We start from the raw sequence: 26,197 nt of genomic DNA on the forward strand, positions 1-26,197 counted from the left end.
GCCGGTTTGATGATTCACGACCGGCTGCTTACTTGATATAGGAGTCGAGGACCTTGAGGACAACGTCCAGATCGGTTTCTCGCTTCGCCTCATCCCCTTCATGAACAATGTGCTCGACCAAATGGCCCTTAATGACCTCACGCATTAATCCATTGACCGCCCCGCGTATTGCGGCGATCTGTTGGAGTACAGCGGCACATTCATGCGGTTCATCGAGCATTTTTTTCAGCGCAATGACCTGCCCCTGTATCTTGTTGGTGCGGGCTTTAAGCTTTTTTTGATCGCGGATGGTATGCGACATGCTGCAATCTCCCATGGAAAAATCATGCTGATTATACCATTACGATTCTACTGGGGGGTAGTATTTTGTACTGGGGGGGAGTAGAATCCAGACACCCTCCACGACCCAGAATTCGACTCATGACCGACTTTACAACGCTGCTCCAGCAGGGAAACGCCTGGTTCTTCATTCCTGGCGCGGTGCTCCTTGGCGCGCTTCATGGACTGGAACCAGGACATTCAAAAACGATGATGGCGGCCTTCATCATCGCCATCAAAGGGACGGCCAGACAGGCTGCCATGCTCGGGCTCGCAGCCACTCTTTCACACACCGCCATCGTCTGGTTGATTGCTTTTGGCGGAATGTACATCAGTAACCGCTTTACCGCAGAATCAGCTGAGCCGTGGCTGCAGCTGATTTCTGCCATCATCATTCTCGGCACCGCCGTCTGGATGTTCTGCCGAACCTGGAGGGGAGAAAAAGACTGGCTGGCCGCCCGACAGGAGAGCGAACGGCATCATCATGATGAATCAAAACTGATTGATACCGGTCATGGCACAGTGGAACTGTCCATTTTTGAACAAGGTCAGCCGCCACACTGGCGCATACGCACGCTCAGCGGTAAAGAGTGGGATGCCGGTACTGTTTCGTTAGTGACGCAGCGAGAAACGCCCGCTGGTACGCAATCATTTGATTTTGTCGATTGCGGCAGCTATCTGCAGTCAACATCCCCCATTCCGGAACCACATGATTTTGTCGTTCGACTGTCGCTGGGACATCGCGGCCATGTCCATGATTACGATTTGGAATTTTGCGAGCATGAACATACGCACGATCATACGGAACTTGAAGGACTGGATATCAATTCCGCAGAGTACCGGGATGCTCACGAACTGGCCCACGCGCACGACATTGAAAAACGGTTCACCGATAAAGAGGTCACCAACGGGCAGATTTTACTTTTTGGCCTGACCGGCGGATTAATCCCCTGTCCCGCAGCCATTACGGTGATGTTGATTTGTATCCAGATCAAAGCCCTGGCGCTGGGCGCAACGCTGGTGGTGAGTTTTAGTATTGGACTTGCCCTGACGCTGGTGACGGTGGGGGTGGGTGCCGCAATCGGCGTCCGTCAGGTCGCCAGACGCTGGGACGGTTTTCATACCCTTGCCCGCAGAGCGCCCTATTTTTCAAGCCTGCTGATTGCCGTCATGGGGATCTATCTGGCTATCCACAGCGGGATCGTCCTGCTGCGCTAATCCTGTTCATCTTATTCCTCTTGTTCCTCTTCTTCCCGCTGAGTATCAAGAAGATGAACAGGCTGACTGACCATAACCCCGCGGATTAATAGCCGGCGGCTTTATTCGCCGCCTTTATCCGCTCGGTTCTCGCCACTTTTCCTTATGCTCCGGGCACGTGGATACACGCTGCTCTTATATAGCCAGCGATCATCCGTTAAGTCCAGCGCTCGCCCTTCTCGATCGGAAATCACCTTTATATACCGGTGTCCTTCGTAAAAACGACTTCGCCCACATGACATATGCATGGCCGATAACGTTTTTTGTTCTGGCAAGTCCACGTCTTACAGACCAGAACATTATGCCGTCAACCGCATAACATCCAGCTTCGATTATCTATAAGCATAAGTATTACAATAATGCTCATTCAACTGTATGATGTTACTCATCGAATAACCTTAACCGTAGGGAAAACAACATGCCAGATTTTTCTTTAATATTTTTTGGTGCCATTCTATTAAGCTTCCTGGTTTATGTGATAAGAAGCATAATGAAATCACACAATAAAAAAGAAACTATATTTGGTATTTTAATGTGGATAATACTAGCCTTTTCTATAGCATACATTTCTTTTTCAGATAATGCCGTTGAAGCCTTTCTTTACTTATCATCTATATCAGTAATCCTGTTCTTTACAGTAGTCATATTAAGCACCTTAATTGATTTTATACTGATCAAGACATGCATAGCGCGAGCTTTAAAAAAAATACACTCCCAAAAAAACTCGACATCCATGATATATTCAAGCTAAAAAAATCAATTTTTTACTCCAATAAAGCATGGTACATAGCATATTCAACAATCAATGGCTTCACTCTTATAGGCATAAACAAATTCAAAGACAAACCACATTCGAATAAACAGTTCAACATGAAAGCCTTAAGTGGTGAAAATTATCGCACCGACTCAATAGCACCCTTTCAGGAAGAAGAGATGGGTAAAGTCTCTTTCATTTGTCCCTTAAAAGAATTTTATGATTCCGGAAAAGCAAATAGAAAAATAGTTTATGATTATTTATTAAAATTAAAAAATGAAAAGTTCTAGTTTTTTTCTTCTGTCGTCACTATTGAAAACTTGTCCTGTAGAAAGCCCTCAGCGTTAACTGTGAGCTTTAGTCATCCCTGCGACTCAGAAATGCAGGTGTCACGGCGTTCGCTGGATAACAACAAGTCACGCTGCAGCGCGTCTTCGAGGCGTTTATACATCACGCTCTGAACGCCTCGATGTCAATATTCAGGCTAACAGCATAATGCTGCCCGGGCATACCAGACAGGTACAGTGATTCTCGGGGGAAAGAGTGGAAAAACTGGCCGTATAACGACCAGCTTTGCAGAAGGGTTTTGCAGGAGTTTTGTAGAGGAACTCAGAACCGGTAGCCGGCAGAGAACATAAACACCCACGGGTCGATACGGGTACTGACTTTCTGGTCCACGCCGCCGGCTTTAAATTTCACATCGGTGTCGATATCCATGTACCACACCGACATGTTCAGCAACCAGTCGCGGTTAATCAGGTAATCCAGCCCCACCTGACCTGCCGCACCCCAGGAGTCTTTAAGACTCAGATCGCTCAATCCGGCATTTTTACCGGTGTCATTAAAGTCTGCATTAAAGAAGGTGGTGTAGTTAATACCTGCCCCGATATACGGGCGCACTTTGCTCTGGGCATCGCCAAAGTACCATTGCGCCATCAGCGTTGGCGGCAACTGATGCACAGTGGCGATGGTCCCGGTCGGGCCGGTGCCAACCTTGTGACGAAATGGCGTAGCCGCCAGCAGTTCAACGCCGATGTTGTCCGTCGCCATATAGGTGAAGGTCAAGCCCAGCTGCGTGTTATTACTGACGTTAAACCCACCCAGACTGCCTAATACGTTATCAGAACCTTCCGTCGGTCGAACGGTGGCAGAACCCGCGCGAATAAAGAACTCCCCGGCTTCATGCGCCCAGACGCTGCCGGAAAGGGTACTCAAAATAATGCCAACCGCTGCTAACTTTTTCATATCCACTTCCTCATTATGGTTATTCAGCGCGGGCCAATATACCCATAACGAGTTACCTTTGATCCGTTCTGGATCACATAAAGTTGTAAGATTTAACATTTATTGATCCAGATTAATTTTTACTTTCATGGCGATACCAAAAAACTCACATTCGCATCAATTTTCACTGTTCGAGTCGCAAAAATTTTTTCCCGCCTCTTGCCGCCCTCGATGCGTCTGGATAATTTATCTGCCGACAATCTGTGTTGATGCGTTTTTATCAGGTGTAATCATGAGTGAAATCAACCCGTGCATGACGTGCGGTGCCTGTTGTGCGTATTTTCGAGTCTCTTTCTACTGGGCGGAAGCCGATGATGCCGGCGGCGTTGTGCCGACCAGGCTTACCGAGCCGCTCACCCCTTTTCTGCGCTGCATGAGCGGCACCAACCAACGACAAATCCGCTGCGCCGCCCTCAAAGGTGAAATCGGTGAATCGGTGCACTGCTCAATTTATCGGCATCGCCCCTCTCCCTGCCGCGAATTCAGCCAGTCCGGTGAAGGCGGCGAGGTAAACGAAGCCTGCAACCGGGCCCGCGCCCGCTACGGTCTGCCGCCGCTCATCCCTCTTTACAAAGATATACTTAGCCTGACAGCGGCAGAGGCTGCTACCTGCGAGGGATTTGCGGTACAATCGCCGGCTAGTTAACACCTGCAATACTCAAGGAGAGTGCATGTCTATCACGGCGAAGACCGTCTACCGTGACACGGGAAATTTTTTTCGTAATCAGTTTGTCACCATTTTGCTGATTGCGTTGTTATGCGCGTTAATTACGGTAGTCCTTGGCCATGCTTTTTCACCCAGTGAAGAGCAGCTCTCGATTCTGAGCGAAGGGGATAATCTGGCGGGGAGCGCCGGGCTGTTTGAGCTGGTACAAAACATGACCCCAGAGCAACAGCAGATCCTGCTGCGCGCCTCGGCCGCATCGACCTTCTCCGGTCTGGTGGGTAATGCCATTCTTGCCGGCGGCGTGCTGCTGATGATTCAGCTGGTCTCCGCCGGACAGCGGGTCAGCGCGCTGCGCGCTATCGGCGCTTCTGCGCCGGTACTGCCAAAGCTGCTGCTGCTGATTCTGTTCACCACCTTTGTGGTGCAGATGGGGATGATGCTGGTGCTGGTACCGGGCGTGCTGCTCGCTATCGTACTGGCTTTTGCCCCTGTCATGCTGGTGCAGGATAAGCTGGGAATTTTTAACGCCATGCGCAGCAGTATGCGTCTGGTGTGGGCCAATATGCGTCTGGTCGCCCCGGCGGTGATTGGCTGGCTGCTGGCGAAAACACTCCTGCTGCTGTTTGCATCCAGCTTTGCGGTACTGACGCCGAACGTCGGCGCGGTGGTAATCAATACGATCAGCAATCTGATATCTGCGCTGTTGCTGATCTATTTGTTCCGCCTGTATATGCTTATCCGCAACTAAATTAACCTGGGCCGGGACTCTTCCGGCCCTATCTGAACGACGGGTCCGATGTATGAAGCAGTTTCTGGATTTTTTACCGCTGGTAGTCTTCTTCGCCTTCTACAAGCTTTACGATATCTACGCCGCAACCACCGCGCTGATTATCGCCACCGCTATCGTGCTGATCTATACCTGGGTACGCTATCGTAAAGTCGAAAAGATGGCGCTGATTACCTTTGTGCTGGTTGCCGTATTTGGCGGCCTGACCATTTTCTTCCATAACGATGAGTTTATAAAATGGAAGGTCACGGTCATCTACGCTCTGTTTGCCGGCGCTTTGCTGTTCAGCCAATGGGTGATGAAAAAACCATTGATTCAACGCATGCTCGGGAAAGAGCTGACCCTGCCACAGCAGGTCTGGTCGCGTCTGAATCTCGCCTGGGCGCTGTTTTTTATTCTCTGCGGTCTGGCCAATATCTACATCGCCTTCTGGTTGCCGCAGAATATCTGGGTCAACTTCAAGGTCTTCGGCCTGACGGCGCTGACGCTGGTCTTCACGCTGTTGAGCGGCGTATACATCTATCGCCATATGCCGCAGGACGATAACCACTAATTAAGAAGCGGGGGTAGCGCTTCTGCCCCCGCCCTTCTTTGCGTGACGTGTTCCCCTCTCATCGTCTTGTTCTCGTTTTCAGCATGGGCAACCATCTCTCTTAAGCATCGCCTGACTTGCCGTTTCCCTGTCCCGACTTTTGTGCAGAAAACGCTTCAGCTGACGCGTTTCACCTTGTAAAATGAGCCTCACAGGGGATGGCATTCCCCCTTGAACCGCCATGTGGCTAATGATGCCTGCTTTTTATTCCCGGACCGGGAATGAGCAGGCATATCTATCATGCAGGCAACGCGTCCGGGATGGTCAACCCTCTAAGGATTCGTTCATGCGATCGCTTCATACTTCACCTCTCACCACGCTCTTGTTCCTCGGACAGTGGCTTTTTATCGCCTTTATCGTTGCCGTTCTTGCGGGGAGCGCATCCGCCGCCTTCCTCTTTTCCCTTGAGTGGGCAACGGCCAGCCGCGAAAGCCATCGCTGGATGATTTGGCTGTTACCCGTTGCCGGCTTCAGCGTCGGATGGGTTTATCTCCGCTATGGTAGCCGCGTCGAGGCCGGTAATAATCTCATTCTGGAAGAGATCCATCACCCCGCTCAGGTCATTCCTCTGCGGATGGCGCCGCTGGTCTTTATCAGCACGGTCATCTCTCATCTCTTTGGCGCATCGGTTGGTCGGGAAGGTACCGCAGTACAAATGGGGGCCTCGATAGCCGATCAATTCACCGCGCTTCTGCGCCTTAACAATAACGGCCGGCGTATCGTGTTGATGACCGGGATCAGCGCGGGCTTCTCCTCGGTGTTCGGTACACCGCTCGCCGCGGCATTATTCGCGCTGGAGGTGCTGGCGATCGGTCGGATGGACTACCGGGCGATCCTGCCCTGCCTGTTTGCCGCGATCGTCGCAGACCAGGTAGGATTGATGTGGGGCGTACAACATACCCACTATCTGGTCACCTCCATTCCTGCGCTTTCAGCCTGGACACTGCTTGCCGTGATCCTTGCCGGATGCTGCTTTGGCCTGGCCGCCCGCCTCTTCGCCGATACAACGCATCTGCTGAGTAGCCTGATGAAAAAACAGCTACCCTACGCGCCTCTCAGACCGTTTATTGGCGGACTGGTGATTGCGACGGCCGTCTCTCTCCTGCATGGCGAACGCTATATCGGGCTGGGGATCCCGGAGATCAGCGATGCGTTTTTGCATCCGCTGGCAGCGTGGGATTTTTGTGGCAAGCTGATCTTTACCGTTATCTCGCTGGGAAGCGGTTTTAAAGGCGGGGAAGTGACGCCGCTGTTCTACATCGGCGCGACGCTCGGCAATACGTTAGCACCGCTGATGCACCTGCCTGTCGGGTTCCTCGCGGGTCTCGGCTTCGTGGCCCTGTTTGCCGGCGCGGCCAATACGCCCGTCGCTTCTACGCTGATGGCCATTGAACTGTTTGGCGCAGAGATCGGCGTGTATGCCGCGCTGGCCTGCGTGGTGGCCTACCTGGTCTCTGGCTATACGGGGATCTACCGGGCGCAGCGGATTGCCGGCCCAAAACACCGTGTCGTACCGACCGGTATCCGTCTGGCGGAGCTTCCGGCCTGGCATCAGCGGCAAACGCCCGCCGCGTCTGAGACGAAAGAAGACAAACATCCTTCCCCGTAAGCCGCCCGCTCTGCGCCGCATTCCCGCGGCGCGGACCCCCATCCCCTGCTGCTGCCGTCAACCCCGCCTGTTTATTCACCTTTCTGCTATAACCCGGCAAAGTTGCGCCAATTGTGAGGATTTAATGAAGATTCATTTGCATGCATTGAAATGATAATAATTATCATTGATATTCGCAGTCTCAATTTTTAACGCTTTGATATGGATATTTACAATGAGACCGCAAAACTATTATGCCATTACGCCACTCGCGCTGGTATTTGCTGGCTTTCTGACGCCCGACGCCTTTGCTGAGGAAGCGGAACGCGATACCGAAACAATGGTGGTACACAGCACGGCTGAAGAAGCACTCAAGCAGCAGCCGGGGGTATCTGTCATCACCGCTGAAGATATTGCCCGCGATCCACCGGTTAACGATCTGTCGGAAATCATTCGTAAAATGCCCGGCGTCAATTTAACCGGCAACAGCGCCAGCGGCAGCCGGGGTAACAACCGGCAGATCGATATTCGCGGAATGGGGCCGGAGAACACCCTTATCCTGATCGATGGCGTTCCGGTGACATCCCGTAACTCGGTACGCTACAGCTGGCGCGGCGAACGTGATACCCGCGGGGATAGCAACTGGGTGCCACCGGAGATGGTCGAACGCATTGAAGTTCTGCGCGGCCCGGCAGCAGCCCGCTACGGATCCGGTGCCGCCGGCGGCGTGGTCAATATCATTACTAAACGCCCCACTAACGACTGGCATGGCTCGCTATCGTTTTATACCAACCAGCCGGAAAACAACAAAGAGGGGGCGACGAATCGCGCCAACTTTAGCCTCAACGGACCGTTGGCCGGCGATGCGCTGACCATGCGTCTGTACGGTAACATCAATAAAACCGATGCTGACGCCTGGGACATTAACCATGCCCAAAATGGTTCGTACGCCGCCGGTCGCGAAGGGGTGCGCAACAAGGACATCAACGCCCTGCTGTCATGGAAACTGACGCCACAGCAGATTGTCGATTTTAACTACGCCTATAGCCGCCAGGGCAATATTTACGCCGGCGATACCCAATACAGCAACGGTAACCTCAGCCCCGATGGCCTGGTCAGCGAGCTGTATGGCCACGAAACCAACCGTCTGTATCGCCAGTCCTGGGGGCTGACCTATAACGGAATCTGGGACTGGGGCCAGTCCAAAGCCGGAGTCTATTACGAGAAAACCAATAACACGCGTCTGCAGGAAGGTTCTACCGGCCGCGTGGAGGGGATGATCAACAGCAATGAGTACGCCACCAGCCGCCTCGAATCCTGGCGTTCAACCGGCGAGCTGAATCTCCCCTTCCACTGGCTGGCCGACCAGACCCTGACCCTCGGGATGGAGTGGAACCGCGATGAACTCAACGACCCGGCCTCCATGCAGGCAACCAACGTTACTGGCGAGACCATCCCTGGCACCTCAGGCGAGGCCTCCCAGCGCAGCACCACCAACAGCGCTACCCTCACGGGTCTCTACCTGGAAGATAATATTGAGGCAACGCCGGGCACCAATATCATCCCCGGACTGCGTTTCGACTACCACAATGAATTTGGCAGTAACTGGAGCCCAAGCCTGAACCTGGCGCAGGAGCTTGGTGAGATGTTCAAAGTCAAAGCCGGCATTGCGCGTGTCTTCAAGGCGCCAAACCTGTACCAGTCCAGCGAAGGCTATCTGCTGTCGACCCGCGGCAACGGCTGCCCGAACACCATCAGCAACGGCAGCTGCTACCTGCTCGGTAACCCGGACCTCGATCCGGAAATCAGCATCAATAAAGAGCTCGGCCTTGAATTTAACCTCAACGGCTATAACGCAGGCGTAACGTGGTTCCGTAACGATTATAAAAACAAAATCGTCTCCGGTACCGATGTGCTGGGCTATACCTCGAGCGGCAACAATATCCTGCAATGGCAAAACGGCGGCAAAGCGATCGTCGAAGGGCTGGAAGGTACCCTGCTCATCCCGATTGTGGCCGATACGCTGGACTGGCGAACCAATGCGACCTATATGATCAAATCGGAGAACAAAGATACCGGTAATCCGCTGTCGGTGATCCCGAAATATACGATTAACACCATGCTGGACTGGCAGGTCAACAGCAAGCTTTCGGCAAACGTCAACTGGACGATGTACGGCCGGCAGAAACCGCGTCAGTATGCGGAGATCCGCAACGAGACCGGCACGCTCGCCACGAATGAAATCGGTGCCTATTCCGTTGTCGGTATCGGTGCGAACTACCAGCTGCTGAAAGATCTTCGCCTGAATGCCGGCATCAGCAACCTGTTCGATAAGCAAATTTATCGCGAAAACGCGGGCGCTTCGACCTATAACGAACCCGGACGCGCCTATTACGCTGGCGTCACCCTCTCCTTCTGAATGCCCACGCCCGCAGCCGCGGGCGTATTCCCCTGTTTTCTCCCTGCCATTTTCATAGTAGCATCGCGCTGATCTTCTTTGACCAGCACAGAGTACAGAATGACAACAACAGATCTCACCCCGAAGGGCGAAATGGTTTTACGCACCCTGGCAATGCCAGCAGACACGAACGCCAATGGCGATATTTTTGGCGGCTGGTTGATGTCGCAGATGGATATCGGCGGCGCGATCATGGCCAAAGAGATTGCGCAGGGTCGCGTAGTGACCGTGCGCGTTGACGGAATGACCTTTTTACGGCCGGTGGCCGTGGGCGACGTGGTGTGCTGCTACGCACGCTGCGTGAAACGCGGCAACACCTCGATCACCATCAACATCGAAGTCTGGGTGAAGAAAGTGTCGTCTGAGCCGATTGGCCAACGTTATAAAGCCACGGAAGCCCTGTTTATCTATGTGGCGGTCGACAATCAGGGCAAGCCACGCGCGATACCTGGCGAATAAAAAAAGTGCCCGGCGTGCCGGGCCATTTTTTACAAGAATCCGAGCAGCGAGAAGAACACATAGCCGAGAACAATCATGATCACCGGCAGGATATACAGCGGGAAGTACTGCACCAGAATCGTATGCCGGGGTACCACAATACGCTCCGCAATTTGCTCACGCGTGAGCCCTTCCGGCCCCTTCGCCTGTTCAAGAATCAGCTGATCTTCCACCCCTTCACGCAGGAACTTCGCCTGGCGGCTCATGCGCGCGCCTGACGCCTGCAGCGCCATGCCAACAAACACCAGAAGATAGATAATCCAGAAGCCAATATTCAGGCTGTGTTTAAAATCCGGCAGCGGCGAGTTGTACCAGAAAAAGTTAAGGAACGGGGTATTAAAACGCATCATTTCAATCATGACGTGCGCAAAATCCATCAGCACCGCATCAATGCCCGGTTTTTTTTCGCTGTGTTCATACATAAACTTCAGTACCGAAATCAGCGTTGAAATCACCGCGGGTATAAAAATAACCCACCCTAAAATACGTTTAAGCACTGCAATGCGTCCAGCTTGTTGATACGTCATGGATTCCCCTTGTTTAAGACGCCTTCATCACCGTCTAAGTCTACCCTCACCGGCGAATTTCGCCCAATAATGCGCGGTATGATATACCATGAGGACAAATTCGTTATCTACTTGCGCTACAGGAGAAGGACTTATGTCAGCCAGGCGACAAATTCATGCCGCTATTTTCGATATGGATGGATTACTGATTGATTCCGAACCGCTATGGGATCAGGCGGAGCTGGAGGTTATTGAAAGCCTCGGCGTCGATATCAGCCGCCGCGATGAGCTGCCCGATATGCTGGGGTTGCGCATCGATTTAGTGGTGGATCTGTGGTTTGCCCAGCAGCCATGGAAAGGCGCGGACCGTGCTGAAGTCACCGCGCGGATTATCAGCCGCGCGATTGAGCTGGTTGAGGCCTCCCGCCCTCTGTTACCCGGCGTACGAGAAGCCGTCGCCTTATGTAAGGCACAAGGGTTAAAGGTTGGCCTCGCATCGGCCTCGCCGCTGCGGATGCTGGAAAAGGTCCTCACCATGTTCGAGCTGCGCGAGCAGTTTGACGCCCTCTCCTCTGCCGAATCGCTGCCGTACAGCAAGCCCCATCCTCAGGTCTATCTCAACTGTGCCGCCAGCCTGGGCGTGGACCCAATGGCCTGCGTCGCGCTGGAAGATTCGGTCAACGGAATGATCGCCAGTAAGGCAGCCCGCATGCGCTCTATCGTCGTTCCGGCCGAGGAAAATCGTCACGATCCGCGTTTTGTGCTGGCAGACGTTAAGCTCACGACGCTGGAGTCACTCACCGCCACCGATCTCTGCGGCCTGCTTTCCGGCCAGCGGTAGGCGCCCAGCGGTTGAATAATCACAAAAATAAAACGATGTTTCATTTTTAATTGTTTTTCCGCTCAGCACCCTCTATGCTTGAAAAAACGGCGTGGTTAAACGCATAAATCAGCATACAGAGGTGCATATGGTACTTAACGCCTTCGACCTGACGGGTAAGGTCGCTATCGTGACGGGATGTGACACCGGGCTGGGCCAGGGAATGACGCTGGCCCTTGCCCAGGCCGGCTGCGATATCGTCGGCATCAATCGTAAGATCCCACAGCAAACGGCCGAACAGGTGCTGGCGCTGGGACGTCGATTTACCGCCATTCAGGCTGACCTCAGCCGCCAGGATGCCATCGCCGACATCGTCGCGAAAGCCGTCTCCGCCATGGGCCGGGTGGACATTCTGGTTAATAACGCTGGTACGATACGCCGCGCCGATGCGCTCACCTTTAGCGAAAAAGAGTGGGACGACGTCCTCAATCTCAACCTCAAGTCGGTATTCTTTTTATCGCAGGCGGTCGCCAGGCAGTTTATTCGCCAGGGCAGCGGCGGAAAGATCATTAACATCGCGTCCATGCTCTCGTTCCAGGGCGGGATTCGCGTCCCCTCGTATACTGCCTCAAAAAGCGGCGTGCTCGGTTTAACCCGCCTGATGGCCAACGAATGGGCCGGACAGAATATCAACGTCAATGCCATCGCCCCCGGGTACATGGCCACCGATAATACCCGGCAGTTACGCGATGATGCCGATCGCAGTAAAGAGATCCTCGACCGTATCCCGGCCGGGCGCTGGGGCGTCCCGGATGATTTACAGGGCCCGGTCGTGTTCCTGGCGTCGCAGGCAGCGGATTACATCAATGGATATACGCTGGCGGTTGATGGCGGCTGGCTGGCGCGTTAATAATTTTGTGACAAAGAGTTACACCGTCACCTCTTTCACACACTGTATAAAAACCCTATACTGTATGAATTGACAGTTTAGGGTTTTTATCATGACGGCGGAAGGCCATCTCTTCTTTTCTATCGCCTGTGCGGTATTTGCGAAAAATGCGGAATTAACCCCCGTTCTGGCACAGGGTGACTGGTGGCATATTGTTCCCTCAGCGGTACTGACCTGCCTGCTGCCGGATATCGATCATCCGAAGTCATTTCTCGGGCAGCGGCTAAGCTGGATATCGAAGCCCGTCGCCCGCGCCTTTGGCCACCGCGGGTTCACCCATAGCCTGCTGGCGGTTTTTGGCGCAATCACGCTGTTTTATCTGAAAGTGCCGGAAAGCTGGTTCGTGCCCGCCGATGCCGTGCAGGGACTGGTGCTTGGCTATCTCAGCCATATTCTTGCCGATATGCTCACCCCGGCGGGCGTACCGCTGCTGTGGCCCTGCCGCTGGCGCTTCCGCCTGCCGATCCTCGCGCCGCGAAAAGGCAACCAGCTGGAGCGGGCGCTGTGCATGGCGCTGTTCGTTTATGCCGTATGGATGCCGCAAACTTTCGCTGAGAACAGCGCCGTGCGCTGGTCTTCGGGGATGATTAATTCACTGCAAATCACCTTTAATCGTTTTATTAGCCACCAGACCGGACGATAAACAGGCAAAACAGTCAAAATAGTTATAACCCATTCCATTTGAATATAAGTAATGAATTCCTCTTCTGCTAACCTTGCGCCATTAGAGCTGGTAACAGACCAGCCAGATAAAAACCTATCAGGAGAACGGGGATGAATTTTCCATTAATAGCGAACGTTATCGTGTTCGCGGTTTTGCTGTTTGCGCTGGGGCAAACCCGCCACAAACAGTGGAGCCTCGCCAAAAAAGTACTGCTCGGCCTCGTCATTGGCGTGGTGTTCGGCCTGGCGCTGCAGTTGATTTATGGTTCCGACAGCCAGGTGCTGAAAGACTCCATTCAATGGTTCAATATCGTCGGCAATGGCTATGTCCAGCTGCTGCAGATGATCGTCATGCCGCTGGTTTTCGCTTCTATTCTCAGCGCCGTTGCTCGCCTGCATAATGCCTCGCAGCTGGGGAAAATCAGCTTCCTGAGTATCGGTACCCTGCTGTTCACCACGCTGATTGCGGCGCTGGTCGGCGTGCTGGTGACCAACCTGTTCGGCCTGAGCGCCGAAGGTCTGGTGCAGGGCAGCGCGGAAACCGCGCGTCTGAATGCGATTCAGAGCAACTATGTCGGTAAAGTCGCTGACCTGAGCGTACCGCAGCTGATCCTCTCTTTTGTACCGAAGAACCCGTTTGCCGATCTGACCGGTGCGAACCCGACCTCGATCATTAGCATCGTTATCTTCTCCGCCTTCCTCGGCGTCGCCGCGCTGAAACTGCTGAAAGATGACGTTGAAAAGGGCCAGCGCGTCCTGACCGCGATCGACACCCTGCAGAGCTGGGTGATGAAGCTGGTACGTCTGGTGATGCAGTTAACGCCGTACGGCGTGCTGGCGCTGATGACCAAAGTGGTGGCCGGTTCCAATCTGCAGGACATCATCAAGCTCGGTAGCTTCGTGATTGCCTCCTATATTGGCCTCGGCATTATGTTTGTGGTTCACGGTCTGCTGCTGGCGATTAACGGCGTGAGCCCGCTGAAATATTTCCGCAAGGTGTGGCCGGTCCTGACGTTCGCCTTCACCAGCCGCTCCAGCGCCGCGTCGATCCCGCTGAATGTCGAAGCGCAAACCCGTCGCCTGGGCGTACCGGAATCCATTGCCAGCTTCTCAGCCTCCTTTGGCGCAACCATCGGTCAGAACGGTTGTGCGGGTCTCTACCCGGCGATGCTGGCCGTCATGGTGGCCCCGACTGTCGGTATCAACCCGTTTGATCCGCTGTGGATCGCCACGCTGGTCGGCATCGTCACCGTGAGCTCCGCAGGGGTTGCAGGAGTCGGCGGCGGCGCAACGTTCGCGGCGCTGATCGTCCTGCCGGCCATGGGCCTGCCGGTGACTCTGGTGGCGCTGCTTATTTCCGTCGAACCGCTGATCGACATGGGCCGTACGGCATTGAACGTGAACGGCTCAATGACGGCCGGTACCCTGACCAGCCAATGGCTGCGCCAGACCGACAAAACGATTCTCGACAGCGAAGAAGACGCCGAACTGGCGCATCGCTAAGCCAACAGGCACAAAAAAACCGCAGATAGCCATCTGCGGTTTTTTTTATTTCTCGCTACCCTCTCATGAGGTGATTTCGCCTTCCTGGCGCATCTGCATGGCCCAGCGCTGCGCCGCTTCCGGAACGCTAAACGCTGGCGAGCGGCGGAAATGTTCGCCCATCAGCACAAAGGCGACATACTTGCCGCGCAACAGCCACACATCGCGAAAACCGTCCATTTTGACGGCGTGTTCCGGAGGGGCGGGCTCCACCCGAGGCACGTAGCTAATGACAGGGCGGTTTTGTTGGCGAAGTGTTTTCATAACCAATAGATTCACTAAACAAAGCGGGAAACAGAAACAGCTATCATAGCCGATTGCCCTGCCTTTCGTCGCCCCTTACGTGTGTTCTGCCCGCCGGGCAATAGTTTTCACGCCTCCTGCCGGCTCATCTGGTGAGATGCTCTATAGTTAGAAGGGTTTTGGTACCGCAACGACCATTTTTCAGTAATGAAAACAGGAGACGAGCAATGTCTGATCAGAACCATAAACCACAAAACCACAAAGCGCCTCATGACGGCAGCGAATCACAACCCGGACTGGACGCTCTGGCTCCGGACGATCAATCATGGCGCCCGACGCCGCATCCCACGGCTCCCGGAGAAGAACCCAGCGCGCCGGGAAGCCTCAAAGCGCCCGATATCCACAGTAGCAAACTTGACGCGCTGGCTCACCAGCGCAAAGGCAGCGAAAACGTCCCCCTGACCACCAATCAAGGGGTACGGATTGCCGACGATCAGAATTCGCTCCGCGCGGGGAACCGGGGCCCCACGCTGCTGGAAGACTTTATTCTGCGTGAAAAAATAACCCACTTTGACCATGAGCGGATCCCGGAGCGAATCGTCCATGCGCGCGGGTCGGCGGCGCACGGCTATTTTCAGTCCTATCGCAGCCTGCGCGACGTGACGAAAGCGGATTTTCTCTGCGATCCCGCGAGGAAAACCCCGGTATTCGTCCGTTTCTCTACCGTCCAGGGCGGCGCCGGCTCGGCCGATACGGTGCGCGATATTCGCGGCTTCGCCACTAAATTTTATACCGATGAAGGCATTTTTGACCTCGTCGGGAACAACACGCCGATCTTCTTCATCCAGGATGCGCTGAAATTCCCCGATTTCGTTCATGCGGTGAAGCCGGAACCACACTGGGCTATCCCGCAGGGACAAAGCGCTCACGACACCTTCTGGGATTACGTCTCTCTACAGCCGGAAACGTTACATAACGTGATGTGGGCAATGTCCGATCGCGGCATACCGCGCAGCTATCGCACCATGGAAGGATTTGGTATTCACACCTTCCGCCTGATCAATGCCGAAGGTAAGGCTACCTTTGTCCGTTTTCACTGGAAACCGGTGGCCGGTAAAGCCTCTTTGCTCTGGGATGAGTCGCAAAAGCTGACCGGTCGGGATCCGGATTTCCATCGCCGCGATCTGTGGGAAGCGATAGAAGCCGGCGATTATCCGGAGTATGAGCTGGGTCTGCAGCTGATCCCGGAAGAGGATGAACAGGCGTTTGACTTCGATCTGCTGGATCCCACTAAGCTGATCCCCGAAGCGCTGGTCCCGGTACAGAGGGTCGGGAAAATGGTGCTTAACCGCAACCCGGATAACTTCTTTGCCGAAAACGAACAGGCGGCGTTCCATCCAGGCCATATCGTACCGGGGATAGATTTCAGCAACGACCCGTTACTGCAGGGGCGGCTATTTTCGTATACCGATACCCAGATCAGCCGGCTGGGTGGGCCTAATTTCCATGAAATCCCGATTAATAAACCCACCTGCCCGTATCACAACTTCCAGCGCGATGGCATGCACCGGATGGATATTGATACCAACCCCGCCAACTACGAGCCAAACTCGCTCAACGATAACTGGCCGCGCGAAACGCCACCGGCCCCTAAGCGCGGCGGTTTTGAGTCGTACGCTGAACGCGTCGACGGTGAGAAAATTCGCCAGCGTAGCCCCTCGTTCGCCGAGTATTACGCCCACCCGCTGCTGTTCTGGCGCAGCCAGACCCCGGTTGAGCAGCAGCATATTATTGATGCCTTTAGCTTCGAGTTAAGCAAAGTTGTCCGGGTATGGATCCGCGAACGGGTGGTCGATCAGCTGGCGCACATCGATATCCCGCTGGCGCAGGCCGTCGGCAAAAATTCAGGCATCGCGCTGAGCGACGAACAGTGCAAGATTACCCCGCCGCCGGACGTGAACGGGGTGAAAAAGGATCCCAGCCTGAGCCTGTATGCCATCCCCGGCGGGGAGATCAAGGGCCGCGTCGTCGCCGTGCTGCTCAACGAGCGCCCGGCAGCGCAGGATGTGCTGACCCTGCTGCAATCCCTGAAGGCGAAAGGGGTTCATCCCCGATTGCTTTATTCACGGATGGGAGAAGTGATTGCCGATGACGGCACGCGGCTGCCCATCTCCGGGACCTTTAGCGGCTCGCCATCGCTGACGGTCGATGCGGTCATCGTCCCGGGTGGCGACATGTCCCTTCTCAGCAACAGCGGGGAGCTACATTACTACCTGCTGGAGGCCTATAAGCATTTAAAACCGATCGTGCTGGCGGGCGACGGGCGCCAGTTTAAGGCTCTGCTGCAGGTCGCCACTCAGGGGGAGGAAGGACTTGTCGAGGCGGACGCCATTGACGCTCCGGCGATGGATACGCTGTTCACGCTGATGGCCGCGCATCGAGTGTGGTCGCGCGCCGGCAAAACGGCGGCGATTCCGGCCTGACAGAAAAGGACGGCGCGGGATCCCCCTCGCCGGATCTCCGACGCACGGGTGCAATCAGGGGAAGCCGTGCGCTTCCCCTCCGCCCGCGTTAAACGTCGCGGTAAGTCCCTAAACGGTACCCGCGCTCGGCAACCGCGTACTTGAGTGATGCCGAGGTCAGCACCTCCAGCTCTGCCAGCCGCGGGTAGCAATAGGCGCTGCCCATAATGGTGCTATCCACAAACGCCGGATGGCACATCACTTCCAGAGACGATTCACCCCGCTGGATAGAGGCATCCAGGGTTTGTAAAAACAGCGCCTCCGAGATGGCCTCGCCGTAGAACTCGCTGGTAAAACCGTCGCTGCTGCGCGCGGCATCCTGCGCCAGGTCATCACGCTCAGCGACCTGACGGTCAATACGCAGCGCCACCCCCTTCTCGCGGGCAAATGCCGCGACAATGGGATAAATCCGGGCGATCATATGCACGTGGTGATGGCTGTCGATATGCGTCGGCTCGCAGCCAAACAGCGCGATAAACCGGCGATACTGGCACTCCAGCTCATGCGCAATTTCATCCAGCGGCAGGCTATCCTCTTCCGCCATTTGCCAGATCCACTTCCCCAGACGCCCCTCGCGGGTCAGACCCGGCATCGCCGATAAAGGCTCGCCCAGAGTCAGGACAAAATGCATCCCGACCCCCAGCTCCGGCACGCAGCGGCTCAGCTGAGCCGCATGGCTAATCGCCGCCCCGTTAACCAGCGCCGTTGTCGAGGTGACCAGGCCATTTTTACAGGCTTCAATAATGCCGTAGTTCTGACCTTTACTCAGGCCAAAATCGTCGGCATTAACGATTAACACGCGTTCCATCAGCTCTCCCGTTACGCTTTCAGTTTCTCGATTGTCGCGGCAAAGTTTGGCAGCCACCTTTCGTGCGCGAGGATCATTTCGCGCGCCAGCTGCTCGGCATCGCGGTCAGAGTGAATCAGCGGACTCAAATTGAGCGCCAGCAGTACGTCGTTCAGTTCGCCGCTGATCGCGGCCTGGCTGGCCGCCACTTCAAAACCTTTGATGGTATAAATCAGCCCCAGCACTTTCTCATCGAAATGGCTGATGCGCGGCGTCGGCGTCGCCCCTGCACTGCCGAGGGTGCAGGTCATTTCCACCGCCCAGTCCGCCGGAATATTATCAATATGGCCATGATGCGGGATATTCACGTAGTGCTCGGTCTGCTTGTCATTGTAGATAGCATTGATCACTTCACAGGCCGCATCGGAGTAATAGGCGCCGCCGCGCTGCTCCAGCTCTTTTGGTTTCACCTTCAGATCCGGGTTTTTATACAGCTCAAACAGCTGTTTTTCGACCTTCTGCACCACCTGGGCGCGCGCGCCGCCTTTGTAATACTCGCCCATTTCGATGGCCAGCATCTCTTTTGGTTTAAAGTAGTAGAGCAGATAGGAGCACGGAATCAGGCGCAGCGAGCGGATCAGCCCTTCGCTGAACGGTAAATCGAAGATGTTTTTCACCGAGTTGGCGCTCAGGGTACCGGAGGCTACGCCATCGAGCAGCTCGTCGAAGCGCGATTTGCCATTCACCAGCACATCGCGAACGAACACCAGGTGATTAAGACCAAACAGGTCGATATTCAGTTCATCTTCCGGCGTCAGCTGCAGCACATCGGTGATAAACATTTTCATGCCGATCGGAATATTACACACGCCGATAAAGCGCTTAAAGTTGGTGTGGCGATAGACCGCCTCGGTCACCATCCCCGCCGGGTTGGTAAAGTTGATGATCCAGGCATCCGGGCAGATCTCCTGTACATCCTTCACGATATCAAAAATCACCGGAATGGTACGCAGACCTTTAAACAGACCGCCGGCGCCGTTAGTCTCCTGACCGAGGTAGCCGTGGCTGAGCGGAATGCGTTCATCTTTTTCACGCGCCTTCAGCTGGCCAACCCGCAGCTGTGTGGTGACGAAATGAGCCCCTTCCAACGCGGCGCGGCGATCCAGCGTTTTGTAGACCTTCATCGGAACGCCCGCTTTTTCCACCATACGCTGGCACAGCGCATGGATAATATCGAGTTTCTCCTGCCCTTCTTCTACATCAACCAGCCACAATTCCGTTACCGGCAGTTCGTGATAACGTTTGATAAACCCTTCCAGTAATTCCGGGGTATAGCTGCTGCCGCCGCCGATAGTGACAATTTTTAATTTCTGGCTCATTATATTCTCCCTTGGGGCACTACGAATTGTACGTAGCCCACCCTCCGCCTGGAGGCGGAAAGTTAAATTGAATATGTCCTGGCGCGGAACAATCCGCTCCGGTTAATTAATGCTGGTCAGTTGTTTTCGGTAATTGCTTGGCGTAAATGAGGTCAGCTTCTTGAATGTTTTAATAAACAAACTTGGGCTGCTGTACCCCGATTCGTAAGCAATATCGGTGACCGAGTAGTTGGTGATTTCCAGCTGCTTCTTGGCGAAATTGATGCGAATATCATTGATTATCTGCATCGGCGTTTTACCATAATAGCGTTGGGTTGCCCGGGTTAAATATTCCTGGGTTTTCCCGGAGAGCGCGACCATATTCTCCAGCGCGCCTTCACCAAACTTCAGTTTATCGTGCATATCCTCGACGGTATTTTTCAGCCATTGCGGAATGACATCCTGCACCGGCTCCTCGCGATAATGCCGTAAACGGTTAATGGTATAAAACGAGACCAGCTCAATAAATTCGTCAAACTCAGTTTCGCGAAAGTTCAGCGAAGCGATAACCGACTCGATGTAGCTGAGAAAGGTGCTTTTTACCGCGTAGACCTGCGAAGCAACCAGACCAAACGGCAGCAGCGGCAGATAGTGTTTCTCAAAGAAACTTTTGCTGATGCCAACGTTAAGAATGCGAGTCGCGCCAAAAGCATAAAAACTCTGGTGGTGCGACCCCATCGGGATAAAGACAAAATCCCCGCGCTCCAGCAACACCCGTTTGCCATTGATTTCCTGATAATAGCGCCCGGTTAAAACGATGGTGTACTCGTAATAATCATGCTGGTGAAGCCCGCTTACGCTTTCCGTTTTGTTATAGATAACCACATGAAAATTTTTCCCGTTGAAAAGCTGTTGTTCCCGTGCGGTACTGATCTCGGTGGTTATCATCTTTGGCTGCCTCATCGTGTTGATGGCCTATTGTACCTTCTCGTGCAGCTCAATCAATTCGGCAACCAGCTCGCGCGCCAGCATTGAGGTCATCAGATGATCCTGCGCATGAACCAGTACCAGACTGACCTTCATTTTGCCTTCGCCTTCATCGCTTTCAATGAGCTGCGTCTGCACGCGATGCGCTTCGCTCAGCGCCATTCGCGACTGCTCCATCATGTTTTTAGCGGCGGCAAAATCGCCCTGCTTGGCCTGCTTAAGTGCAGCATATGCCAGGCTACGGGCCTGTCCGGAGTTGATAATCAGCCCCATCACCACCTCTTCGAGGTCATTTTCAGGTGCGTCAACCGCTTCGATATTATCCAGATCAAACATAGTATTTCCTCATTTCTCAGGCGGTACGGGAAAGCTCCCGTACCGCTCGACATCAGAATTTCAGCGCGTTAGCGATATCTTCTTCGCTTTCCTGCTCTTCAATAACCGCCTGTGCCTTGTTGGAGACCGCGACGAACGGCAGGTAAACCAGCACCGACACACACAGGTTGAACAGCGCCACGCAAAGTGCAGCGATACTCCCGTTACTGTTGAAGAATGCCCCGAGGCCGGTAGGCATGGTCCACGGCGCCAGGTTGGTCACCGGCGGGATAATTCCCATCGAGTAAGCAGCCAGCGTAATCGCGGCCAGAATCGGCTGAATCAGGACGAACGGGATAAACATCACCGGGTTCATAATAATCGGCAGACCAAACAGAATCGGCTCGTTAATCTGGAAGATGCCTGACGGCAGCGCCAGTTTAGCCACCTGACGATGATCTGCGCGGCGTGAGCCGATGAAGATGGCGATAATCAGACCGAGCGTGGCCCCGGAACCACCCAACAGGATGTAGGAGTCCAGCATCGGCTTGGCCCAGAAGTGGAACTCTTTGCCCGCAGCGATAGCGGCTTCAACGGAACCGTACTGGTTGTACAGCGCGATGTTTTCCAGCGCCCACGGAGTCATGATGCCGTTGTCCAACGCGGTCAGCGCCAGAGACCCGTGTACGCCGAAGAACCACAGCAGGGAGTTAAAGATAACGTAGGCCCAGCCCACCACGCTGCCCATCGACGCCAGCGGTCTGGAGATGGAGTCCATGATGATCTGGTGGAAGTTGCTGCCATGGTTGGCCAACAGCCAGGAGATAATGCCGAATACGGAGAGGATCAGGAAGCCCGGAATCAGCGCAGAGAATGAGCGCGATACCGAGGCCGGTACGCTGTCCGGCAGGGTAATAACCCAGTTGCGACGGATAACAAAGGTGAACATTTCCGCCACCAGCAGGCCAATAATCATGCCCGAGATGATGTTTGCCCCACCCAGCCAGTTTGCGCCGACCGCATAGGCCTCGCCTACGCTGTAAGGTGTAACGGTCATAAAGGCAGCGACCGATAACAGCCCCGCGGCCAGCGGATCGACTTTGCGCTCTTCAGCCAGCGCCATGCCGATAAAGAACGGCGCCATCAGCGACATTATCCCTAACGTCCCGTTATAAACGTTGCCGCCGATAGCCTTAAAGCCATTTAACGTTTCAATGGTCGAGCCATCCAGGCGAATACCCATTGAATAGAAGAAAGAACCTTCACCAAAGCTCAGAAAAACGTTGTTGATTAATACGAACATGGCCCCCGCGAGGGTCAGCGGCATTAATTTAATAAAGCCGTTTTTAATCGCATTAATGTGCGGTTGCTTTCCTATTTTAACTGCAAAAGGAAGGAGTACCTTTTCAAGCGAGTCAATCACTTTGCTCATAGCAAATACCCTTAAAAGCCGTAATCGAATCATTACGGCATAGATGTATGAAATTACTCTTTGACGGGAAAATAAACTCTCACCTTTCGCTATTCAGGAAAATCAGATAATGCTTTAACGCACTGTTGATTCAGCGAAAAACAAAAAGATATTGAGTTTTAAAATTAAATTATTGTGCAGCAGCTTTCTTAATGGCCGCAACGGCCGCTTTCAGTACACCTAACCCATCGACTTTGCCATAAAGCACAGAGTCGATAACTTCCACCGGCTTATTCGGTAACAGCCGCTGAATTTCTGGAAGCATATACGCAATTTGTGGACCTAATAATACGACATCGGCTTCAGGGCCTTTTTCTCCAGCAAGTGTCTCAGGATAGGCCTCAATGATGACCGGCACTTCATATTTTTCGGCCTGTGCACGCATTTTAGAGACCAGCAGTGAAGTAGACATTCCAGCCGAGCAAAACAAATAGATGTGTTTCTTTTCCATGAGCGCTTCCTCAATTTGTAAGACCTGGCGGCTTCAGTATCATCTGATGTCTGACAGCCGGTTAAGACAGGTAATCATTCAATTAGTATTGTTTATGCATTGAGTATACGGCATCGTGCGGGGCCTGGATAATTCCTGGTTAATCAAAATTGTCTCTCATTGACCTCGTGTTTTGACTACCTTCACATTTCCCCCAAATAATTCGCGCAATTAAATAAGCATTAGCGGTCATAAAAAAACCCGACCAGTGGTCGGGCTTTCGTAGATCTCAGCATGTTGCATTACTTGCTGTTGCGCGGGTCGGTATCGTACTCCGCACAGGTCTGGTAGCCGGAGTTCATGACGCGACCGGTATCGTCGAGGGCAACAAAGTAGGTTTCAAGTTTACCATCTCGTTGACCCAGGATATAGGTCTGGCAGGTTCCACGTGCGTGGATCATGGTGACCTCAGAAGACGGTTTACCCGCAATCTGTAAAACCTGTGACCGGGTCATCCCTTTTTTGACATCTTTGACGACCGGTTGAGTGAACTGGTCGGCGGTACGATCGTAAGCCGTACACCCTGCCAGCATGGTCAAAACTGCTGCTGCGCCCAGAAATCCTGCTAAATTCTTGTTCATATTGCGTCCTCTTTTCTTCTGCGTGTTAATAAGCCTGGAATAAATACCGTTATTTTTCAAGCCGAAGGTACAAAAGGAGCAAATTTAAGCTTTTTCTAATAAAAAAATCCTATGTCATTGATTGCTCTCTTTTGCGCCACTCAATTCTGTGATCCTTGTCGTTTTCCCGGCAAAGAGGTAGCTTTAACCCCTACTGGCAGCCAAACAGATTCACTTTCCGGAGGGCGCGATGACGCTACAACAAGAAATTATTCAGGCGCTGGGCGCGAAGCCCCAGATCGATGCTGAGGGTGAAATTCGCCGCAGCGTGGACTTTTTGAAGTCGTACTTGCAGACCTACCCTTTTATTAAGTCACTGGTTCTGGGAATCAGCGGCGGCCAGGATTCAACCCTGACAGGCAAACTTTGTCAGCAGGCCATTAATGAACTGCGTGCCGAAACCGGCGATGAAAAGCTGCAGTTTATTGCCGTACGCCTGCCTTACGGTGTCCAGGCGGATGAGCAAGATTGCCAGGATGCGATCGCCTTCATCCAGCCGGATCGGGTGCTGACGGTGAATATTAAAGGTGCGGTACTGGCCAGCGAGCAGGCATTGCGGGAAGCCGGGATTGAGCTCAGCGACTTTGTTCGCGGCAATGAGAAAGCCCGTGAACGCATGAAAGCACAATACAGTATTGCCGGGATGACCCACGGCGTGGTGGTAGGCACTGACCATGCGGCGGAGGCGATTACCGGCTTCTTTACCAAGTACGGAGACGGCGGCACGGATATCAACCCCATCTTCCGTCTCAATAAGCGCCAGGGCAAGCAGCTGCTGGCGCTGCTGGGCTGCCCGGAGCATCTGTATAAGAAGCTGCCGACCGCCGATCTGGAAGACGATCGCCCGTCGCTGCCGGACGAAGCTGCGCTGGGCGTAACCTACGACAATATTGATGACTATCTGGAAGGTAAAACGCTGGATGCGAGCATCGCCCGAATTATTGAAGGCTGGTATCTGAAAACCGAGCATAAGCGCCGGACGCCGATCACCGTTTTCGATGACTTCTGGAAAAAATAACGCGCTCCCCCCGCATTTCTCTGACCCCGGCCATCGCCGGGGTTATTTTTTGCACTTTTCGCTGCCTGCACGCCCTGTTATACTGGATATATAACCAGCATCAGGAGCCCGTGTGGTGAGAAGGCAATCTGCCCCGCGTCTGGAATTCGACGCCGCGGCTATCTATGAATATCCCGAACATCTGCGTCCGTGGGTCGAGGCACTGCCTAATCTGCCGGGCGTGTATCTGTTTCACGGCGAGAGCGATACGCTCCCGCTGTATATCGGTAAGAGCGTGAATCTCCGCAGTCGGGTGCTGTCGCACCTGCGTACTCCCGAAGAGGCGGCCATGCTGCGTCAGGCGCGAAGCATCAGCTGGCAACGTACCGCGGGAGAGCTGGGCGCGCTGCTGCTGGAGGCGCAGCTGATTAAAGAACGTCAGCCGCTGTTTAATAAACGCCTGCGGCGTAATAAGCAGCTCTGCTCGTTGCTGTTGGAAGACATCCGCCCGCAGGTGGTGTACGCCCGCGAGGTTGATTTTTCCCACCACAATCATCTGTATGGCCTGTTTGCAAACCGGCGGGCAGCGCTGCAGGCGCTGAAAACCCTCGCTGACGAACATCATCTTTGCTACGGGCTGCTGGGACTGGAGACGCTTACTCCGGGTCGCGCCTGTTTCCGACACGCGCTGGGGCGTTGCGCCGGCGCCTGCTGCGGTCGGGAAAGTCTTGCCGCACATCATGAAAGACTCCGCGCCCGGATGGCGCAGATGCAGCTGGTGTGCTGGCCGTGGCCTGGGGCCGTCGCGCTGGAGGAGAAAGGCCCAGACCTCACCCACTATCACGTCATTCATAACTGGCTGTGGCTGGGATCGGTCGAGACGCTGGAGCAGGCCGAGAGCTTAACGCGCCAGCCGGCCGGTTTTGATCATGACGGCTACAAAATTCTCTGCAAACCGCTGCTGAGCGGCCGCTTTACGCTGCATCCGCTCTCCCCTCGTTAGCACAAAAAAAACCGCCGGTCCTGCCCAATGCCTGACGGCGATGTTGGGCAAGACCGGCGGTCTTCATTCATAGCGCTGAGTTATTCAGCTGGTGCAGGCATTTTACCTTCTGGCGCTTTGCGATCTGTCAGATGCTTCTCAAAATTCGCATTGAACTGTTTTTTCTGTTCCGGCGTCAGAATGTTGTAAATCTTGTTCTGGGTTTCCATACGGGAAAGCGCCATCGCTTTATGCTGCGCTTCCATTTTATCGATCTGCGCTTCCGCTTTCGCTTTATCGAAGGTATCGCTGGCGATCAGCTCATGCATCGCGCGGCGTTCGTCCAGGGACGGACGTTTCATGTTTTCGCGCTGGCCCTTCATGATGTCGCGGATCTGCTGTTTTTGCGCATCGGTCAGATTGAGCCCCTTGAACATCATTTCGTGCTGGCCGCCATGCATACCTTTATGGTGCATCATCGGTTTGCTTTCGGGCTGAGCCGCGGTGGTATCAGCAGCGTGAGCCAGGTTAGCGGCACCCAGAGCCAGTGTAGAGGCAACAAACAGAGCAGTAATCTTCTTCATATCCAGTCCTTACTTTAAGTTATTCTTACGGCGTGTTGCCGTGTTGACGAGATAAACTTTACGACGTTTATCGTCAATTAGTCAGAGCAAGAGTAAAACAATGAAAGTGTAAAAAACATTTTCTCACCAATTGTGGAGAAAATAAGGAAATTAAGGAG

General features: G+C 53.9%; 26 protein-coding genes, 1 pseudogene and 1 riboswitch. Of the genes and pseudogenes, 14 read left to right on the top strand and 13 right to left on the bottom strand.

What is annotated here, in order from left to right; translation table 11 throughout:
- Positions 1 to 28 precede the first annotated feature (28 nt).
- On the bottom strand, positions 29 to 301 hold the full coding sequence (gene rcnR, locus DSD31_RS14985) for a Ni(II)/Co(II)-binding transcriptional repressor RcnR (RefSeq protein WP_004860981.1): 273 nt from the start codon (positions 299 to 301) through the stop codon (positions 29 to 31).
- Positions 302 to 420: 119 nt separating this feature from the next.
- Between rcnR and DSD31_RS14990 the strand changes: the two genes are divergently transcribed.
- Positions 421 to 1,536 (top strand): nickel/cobalt efflux protein RcnA, encoded by a 1,116-nt coding sequence (locus tag DSD31_RS14990; protein WP_032717276.1) that lies wholly within the window; start codon positions 421 to 423, stop codon positions 1,534 to 1,536.
- Positions 1,537 to 1,721: 185 nt separating this feature from the next.
- Here the strand turns inward: DSD31_RS14990 and DSD31_RS26475 are convergent.
- Both DSD31_RS26475 and ompW read right to left on the bottom strand, forming a co-directional pair.
- Positions 1,722 to 1,890: pseudogene (locus DSD31_RS26475) on the bottom strand (ISL3 family transposase); the annotation flags it as partial.
- 1,048 nt (positions 1,891 to 2,938) lie between these two features.
- A complete protein-coding gene (gene ompW, locus DSD31_RS15000; protein ID WP_015584581.1) occupies positions 2,939 to 3,574 on the bottom strand; it encodes an outer membrane protein OmpW in 636 nt (211 codons plus the stop codon).
- A gap of 271 nt (positions 3,575 to 3,845) precedes the next feature.
- Between ompW and DSD31_RS15005 the strand changes: the two genes are divergently transcribed.
- The 6 genes from DSD31_RS15005 to yciA all read left to right on the top strand — a co-directional run bounded on the left by DSD31_RS15005 (position 3,846) and on the right by yciA (position 10,164).
- Positions 3,846 to 4,259 (top strand): YkgJ family cysteine cluster protein, encoded by a 414-nt coding sequence (locus DSD31_RS15005; RefSeq protein ID WP_004860973.1) that lies wholly within the window; start codon positions 3,846 to 3,848, stop codon positions 4,257 to 4,259.
- 25 nt (positions 4,260 to 4,284) lie between these two features.
- A complete protein-coding gene (locus DSD31_RS15010) occupies positions 4,285 to 5,028 on the top strand; it encodes a YciC family protein (RefSeq protein ID WP_004860970.1) in 744 nt (247 codons plus the stop codon).
- Between the two features lie 52 nt (positions 5,029 to 5,080).
- The gene (locus tag DSD31_RS15015) at positions 5,081 to 5,620 is read left to right on the top strand and encodes a septation protein A (RefSeq protein WP_004860967.1); all 540 of its coding nucleotides are present in this window, start codon (positions 5,081 to 5,083) and stop codon (positions 5,618 to 5,620) included.
- A 184-nt stretch (positions 5,621 to 5,804) separates the two neighbouring features.
- A riboswitch (Fluoride riboswitch) is annotated at positions 5,805 to 5,866 on the top strand.
- A 79-nt stretch (positions 5,867 to 5,945) separates the two neighbouring features.
- Positions 5,946 to 7,268, top strand: a complete 1,323-nt coding sequence (locus DSD31_RS15020; RefSeq protein ID WP_015584582.1) for a voltage-gated chloride channel family protein — start codon at positions 5,946 to 5,948, stop codon at positions 7,266 to 7,268.
- Between the two features lie 214 nt (positions 7,269 to 7,482).
- Entirely contained in the window at positions 7,483 to 9,666 is a 2,184-nt protein-coding gene (locus DSD31_RS15025) for a TonB-dependent siderophore receptor (protein ID WP_004860958.1), read from the top strand.
- A 99-nt stretch (positions 9,667 to 9,765) separates the two neighbouring features.
- A complete protein-coding gene (gene yciA / locus DSD31_RS15030; protein ID WP_004860955.1) occupies positions 9,766 to 10,164 on the top strand; it encodes an acyl-CoA thioester hydrolase YciA in 399 nt (132 codons plus the stop codon).
- 29 nt (positions 10,165 to 10,193) lie between these two features.
- Here yciA and DSD31_RS15035 read toward each other — a convergent pair whose 3' ends face one another.
- Positions 10,194 to 10,730, bottom strand: a complete 537-nt coding sequence (locus tag DSD31_RS15035; RefSeq protein ID WP_015584583.1) for a YniB family protein — start codon at positions 10,728 to 10,730, stop codon at positions 10,194 to 10,196.
- A 133-nt stretch (positions 10,731 to 10,863) separates the two neighbouring features.
- Here DSD31_RS15035 and hxpB point away from each other — a divergent pair, with 133 nt between their 5' ends.
- The 4 genes from hxpB (at position 10,864) to DSD31_RS15055 (ending at position 14,644) form a co-directional block, all read left to right on the top strand.
- A complete protein-coding gene (gene hxpB, locus DSD31_RS15040) occupies positions 10,864 to 11,550 on the top strand; it encodes a hexitol phosphatase HxpB (protein ID WP_004860949.1) in 687 nt (228 codons plus the stop codon).
- 127 nt (positions 11,551 to 11,677) lie between these two features.
- Positions 11,678 to 12,439 carry a 2-dehydro-3-deoxy-D-gluconate 5-dehydrogenase KduD gene (kduD, locus tag DSD31_RS15045; protein ID WP_015584584.1) on the top strand — a complete coding sequence of 254 codons (762 nt, stop codon included), beginning with the start codon at positions 11,678 to 11,680 and terminating at the stop codon, positions 12,437 to 12,439.
- A gap of 91 nt (positions 12,440 to 12,530) precedes the next feature.
- On the top strand, positions 12,531 to 13,121 hold the full coding sequence (locus DSD31_RS15050; protein WP_004860944.1) for a metal-dependent hydrolase: 591 nt from the start codon (positions 12,531 to 12,533) through the stop codon (positions 13,119 to 13,121).
- Positions 13,122 to 13,252: 131 nt separating this feature from the next.
- Positions 13,253 to 14,644 (top strand): L-cystine transporter, encoded by a 1,392-nt coding sequence (locus tag DSD31_RS15055; RefSeq protein ID WP_004860941.1) that lies wholly within the window; start codon positions 13,253 to 13,255, stop codon positions 14,642 to 14,644.
- A 63-nt stretch (positions 14,645 to 14,707) separates the two neighbouring features.
- Here the strand turns inward: DSD31_RS15055 and cedA are convergent, their stop codons facing one another.
- Positions 14,708 to 14,947: a cell division activator CedA gene (gene cedA / locus DSD31_RS15060; RefSeq protein ID WP_004860939.1), complete on the bottom strand. Its 240-nt coding sequence runs from the start codon at positions 14,945 to 14,947 to the stop codon at positions 14,708 to 14,710.
- A 206-nt stretch (positions 14,948 to 15,153) separates the two neighbouring features.
- Between cedA and katE the strand changes: the two genes are divergently transcribed.
- A complete protein-coding gene (gene katE / locus DSD31_RS15065) occupies positions 15,154 to 17,409 on the top strand; it encodes a catalase HPII (RefSeq protein ID WP_113991146.1) in 2,256 nt (751 codons plus the stop codon).
- An 88-nt stretch (positions 17,410 to 17,497) separates the two neighbouring features.
- Here the strand turns inward: katE and chbG are convergent, their stop codons facing one another.
- The 7 genes from chbG to osmE all read right to left on the bottom strand — a co-directional run bounded on the left by chbG (position 17,498) and on the right by osmE (position 23,437).
- Positions 17,498 to 18,256: a chitin disaccharide deacetylase gene (chbG, locus tag DSD31_RS15070; RefSeq protein WP_113991147.1), complete on the bottom strand. Its 759-nt coding sequence runs from the start codon at positions 18,254 to 18,256 to the stop codon at positions 17,498 to 17,500.
- Between the two features lie 11 nt (positions 18,257 to 18,267).
- The gene (locus tag DSD31_RS15075) at positions 18,268 to 19,614 is read right to left on the bottom strand and encodes a 6-phospho-beta-glucosidase (RefSeq protein ID WP_004860928.1); all 1,347 of its coding nucleotides are present in this window, start codon (positions 19,612 to 19,614) and stop codon (positions 18,268 to 18,270) included.
- Between the two features lie 102 nt (positions 19,615 to 19,716).
- Entirely contained in the window at positions 19,717 to 20,541 is an 825-nt protein-coding gene (chbR, locus tag DSD31_RS15080; RefSeq protein ID WP_004860924.1) for a transcriptional regulator ChbR, read from the bottom strand.
- A gap of 27 nt (positions 20,542 to 20,568) precedes the next feature.
- The gene (chbA, locus tag DSD31_RS15085; protein WP_004860922.1) at positions 20,569 to 20,916 is read right to left on the bottom strand and encodes a PTS N,N'-diacetylchitobiose transporter subunit IIA; all 348 of its coding nucleotides are present in this window, start codon (positions 20,914 to 20,916) and stop codon (positions 20,569 to 20,571) included.
- Positions 20,917 to 20,968: 52 nt separating this feature from the next.
- Positions 20,969 to 22,327: a PTS N,N'-diacetylchitobiose transporter subunit IIC gene (chbC, locus tag DSD31_RS15090; RefSeq protein ID WP_004860919.1), complete on the bottom strand. Its 1,359-nt coding sequence runs from the start codon at positions 22,325 to 22,327 to the stop codon at positions 20,969 to 20,971.
- Positions 22,328 to 22,496: 169 nt separating this feature from the next.
- Positions 22,497 to 22,817, bottom strand: a complete 321-nt coding sequence (chbB, locus tag DSD31_RS15095; protein WP_004860916.1) for a PTS N,N'-diacetylchitobiose transporter subunit IIB — start codon at positions 22,815 to 22,817, stop codon at positions 22,497 to 22,499.
- Between the two features lie 281 nt (positions 22,818 to 23,098).
- Positions 23,099 to 23,437, bottom strand: a complete 339-nt coding sequence (gene osmE, locus DSD31_RS15100) for an osmotically-inducible lipoprotein OsmE (protein ID WP_004860914.1) — start codon at positions 23,435 to 23,437, stop codon at positions 23,099 to 23,101.
- Positions 23,438 to 23,666: 229 nt separating this feature from the next.
- Here osmE and nadE point away from each other — a divergent pair, with 229 nt between their 5' ends.
- A complete protein-coding gene (gene nadE / locus DSD31_RS15105) occupies positions 23,667 to 24,494 on the top strand; it encodes an ammonia-dependent NAD(+) synthetase (protein WP_004860911.1) in 828 nt (275 codons plus the stop codon).
- 112 nt (positions 24,495 to 24,606) lie between these two features.
- Complete coding sequence (cho, locus tag DSD31_RS15110) at positions 24,607 to 25,476, top strand: excinuclease Cho (protein ID WP_004860907.1); 870 nt, start codon at positions 24,607 to 24,609, stop codon at positions 25,474 to 25,476.
- A gap of 80 nt (positions 25,477 to 25,556) precedes the next feature.
- Here cho and spy read toward each other — a convergent pair whose 3' ends face one another.
- Positions 25,557 to 26,039, bottom strand: a complete 483-nt coding sequence (gene spy, locus DSD31_RS15115; protein WP_004860902.1) for an ATP-independent periplasmic protein-refolding chaperone Spy — start codon at positions 26,037 to 26,039, stop codon at positions 25,557 to 25,559.
- Positions 26,040 to 26,197 lie beyond the last annotated feature (158 nt).

The sequence above is a fragment of the Klebsiella sp. X13 genome, from assembly GCF_003323835.1.
Classification (GTDB): Bacteria; Pseudomonadota; Gammaproteobacteria; order Enterobacterales; family Enterobacteriaceae; genus Klebsiella; species Klebsiella ornithinolytica.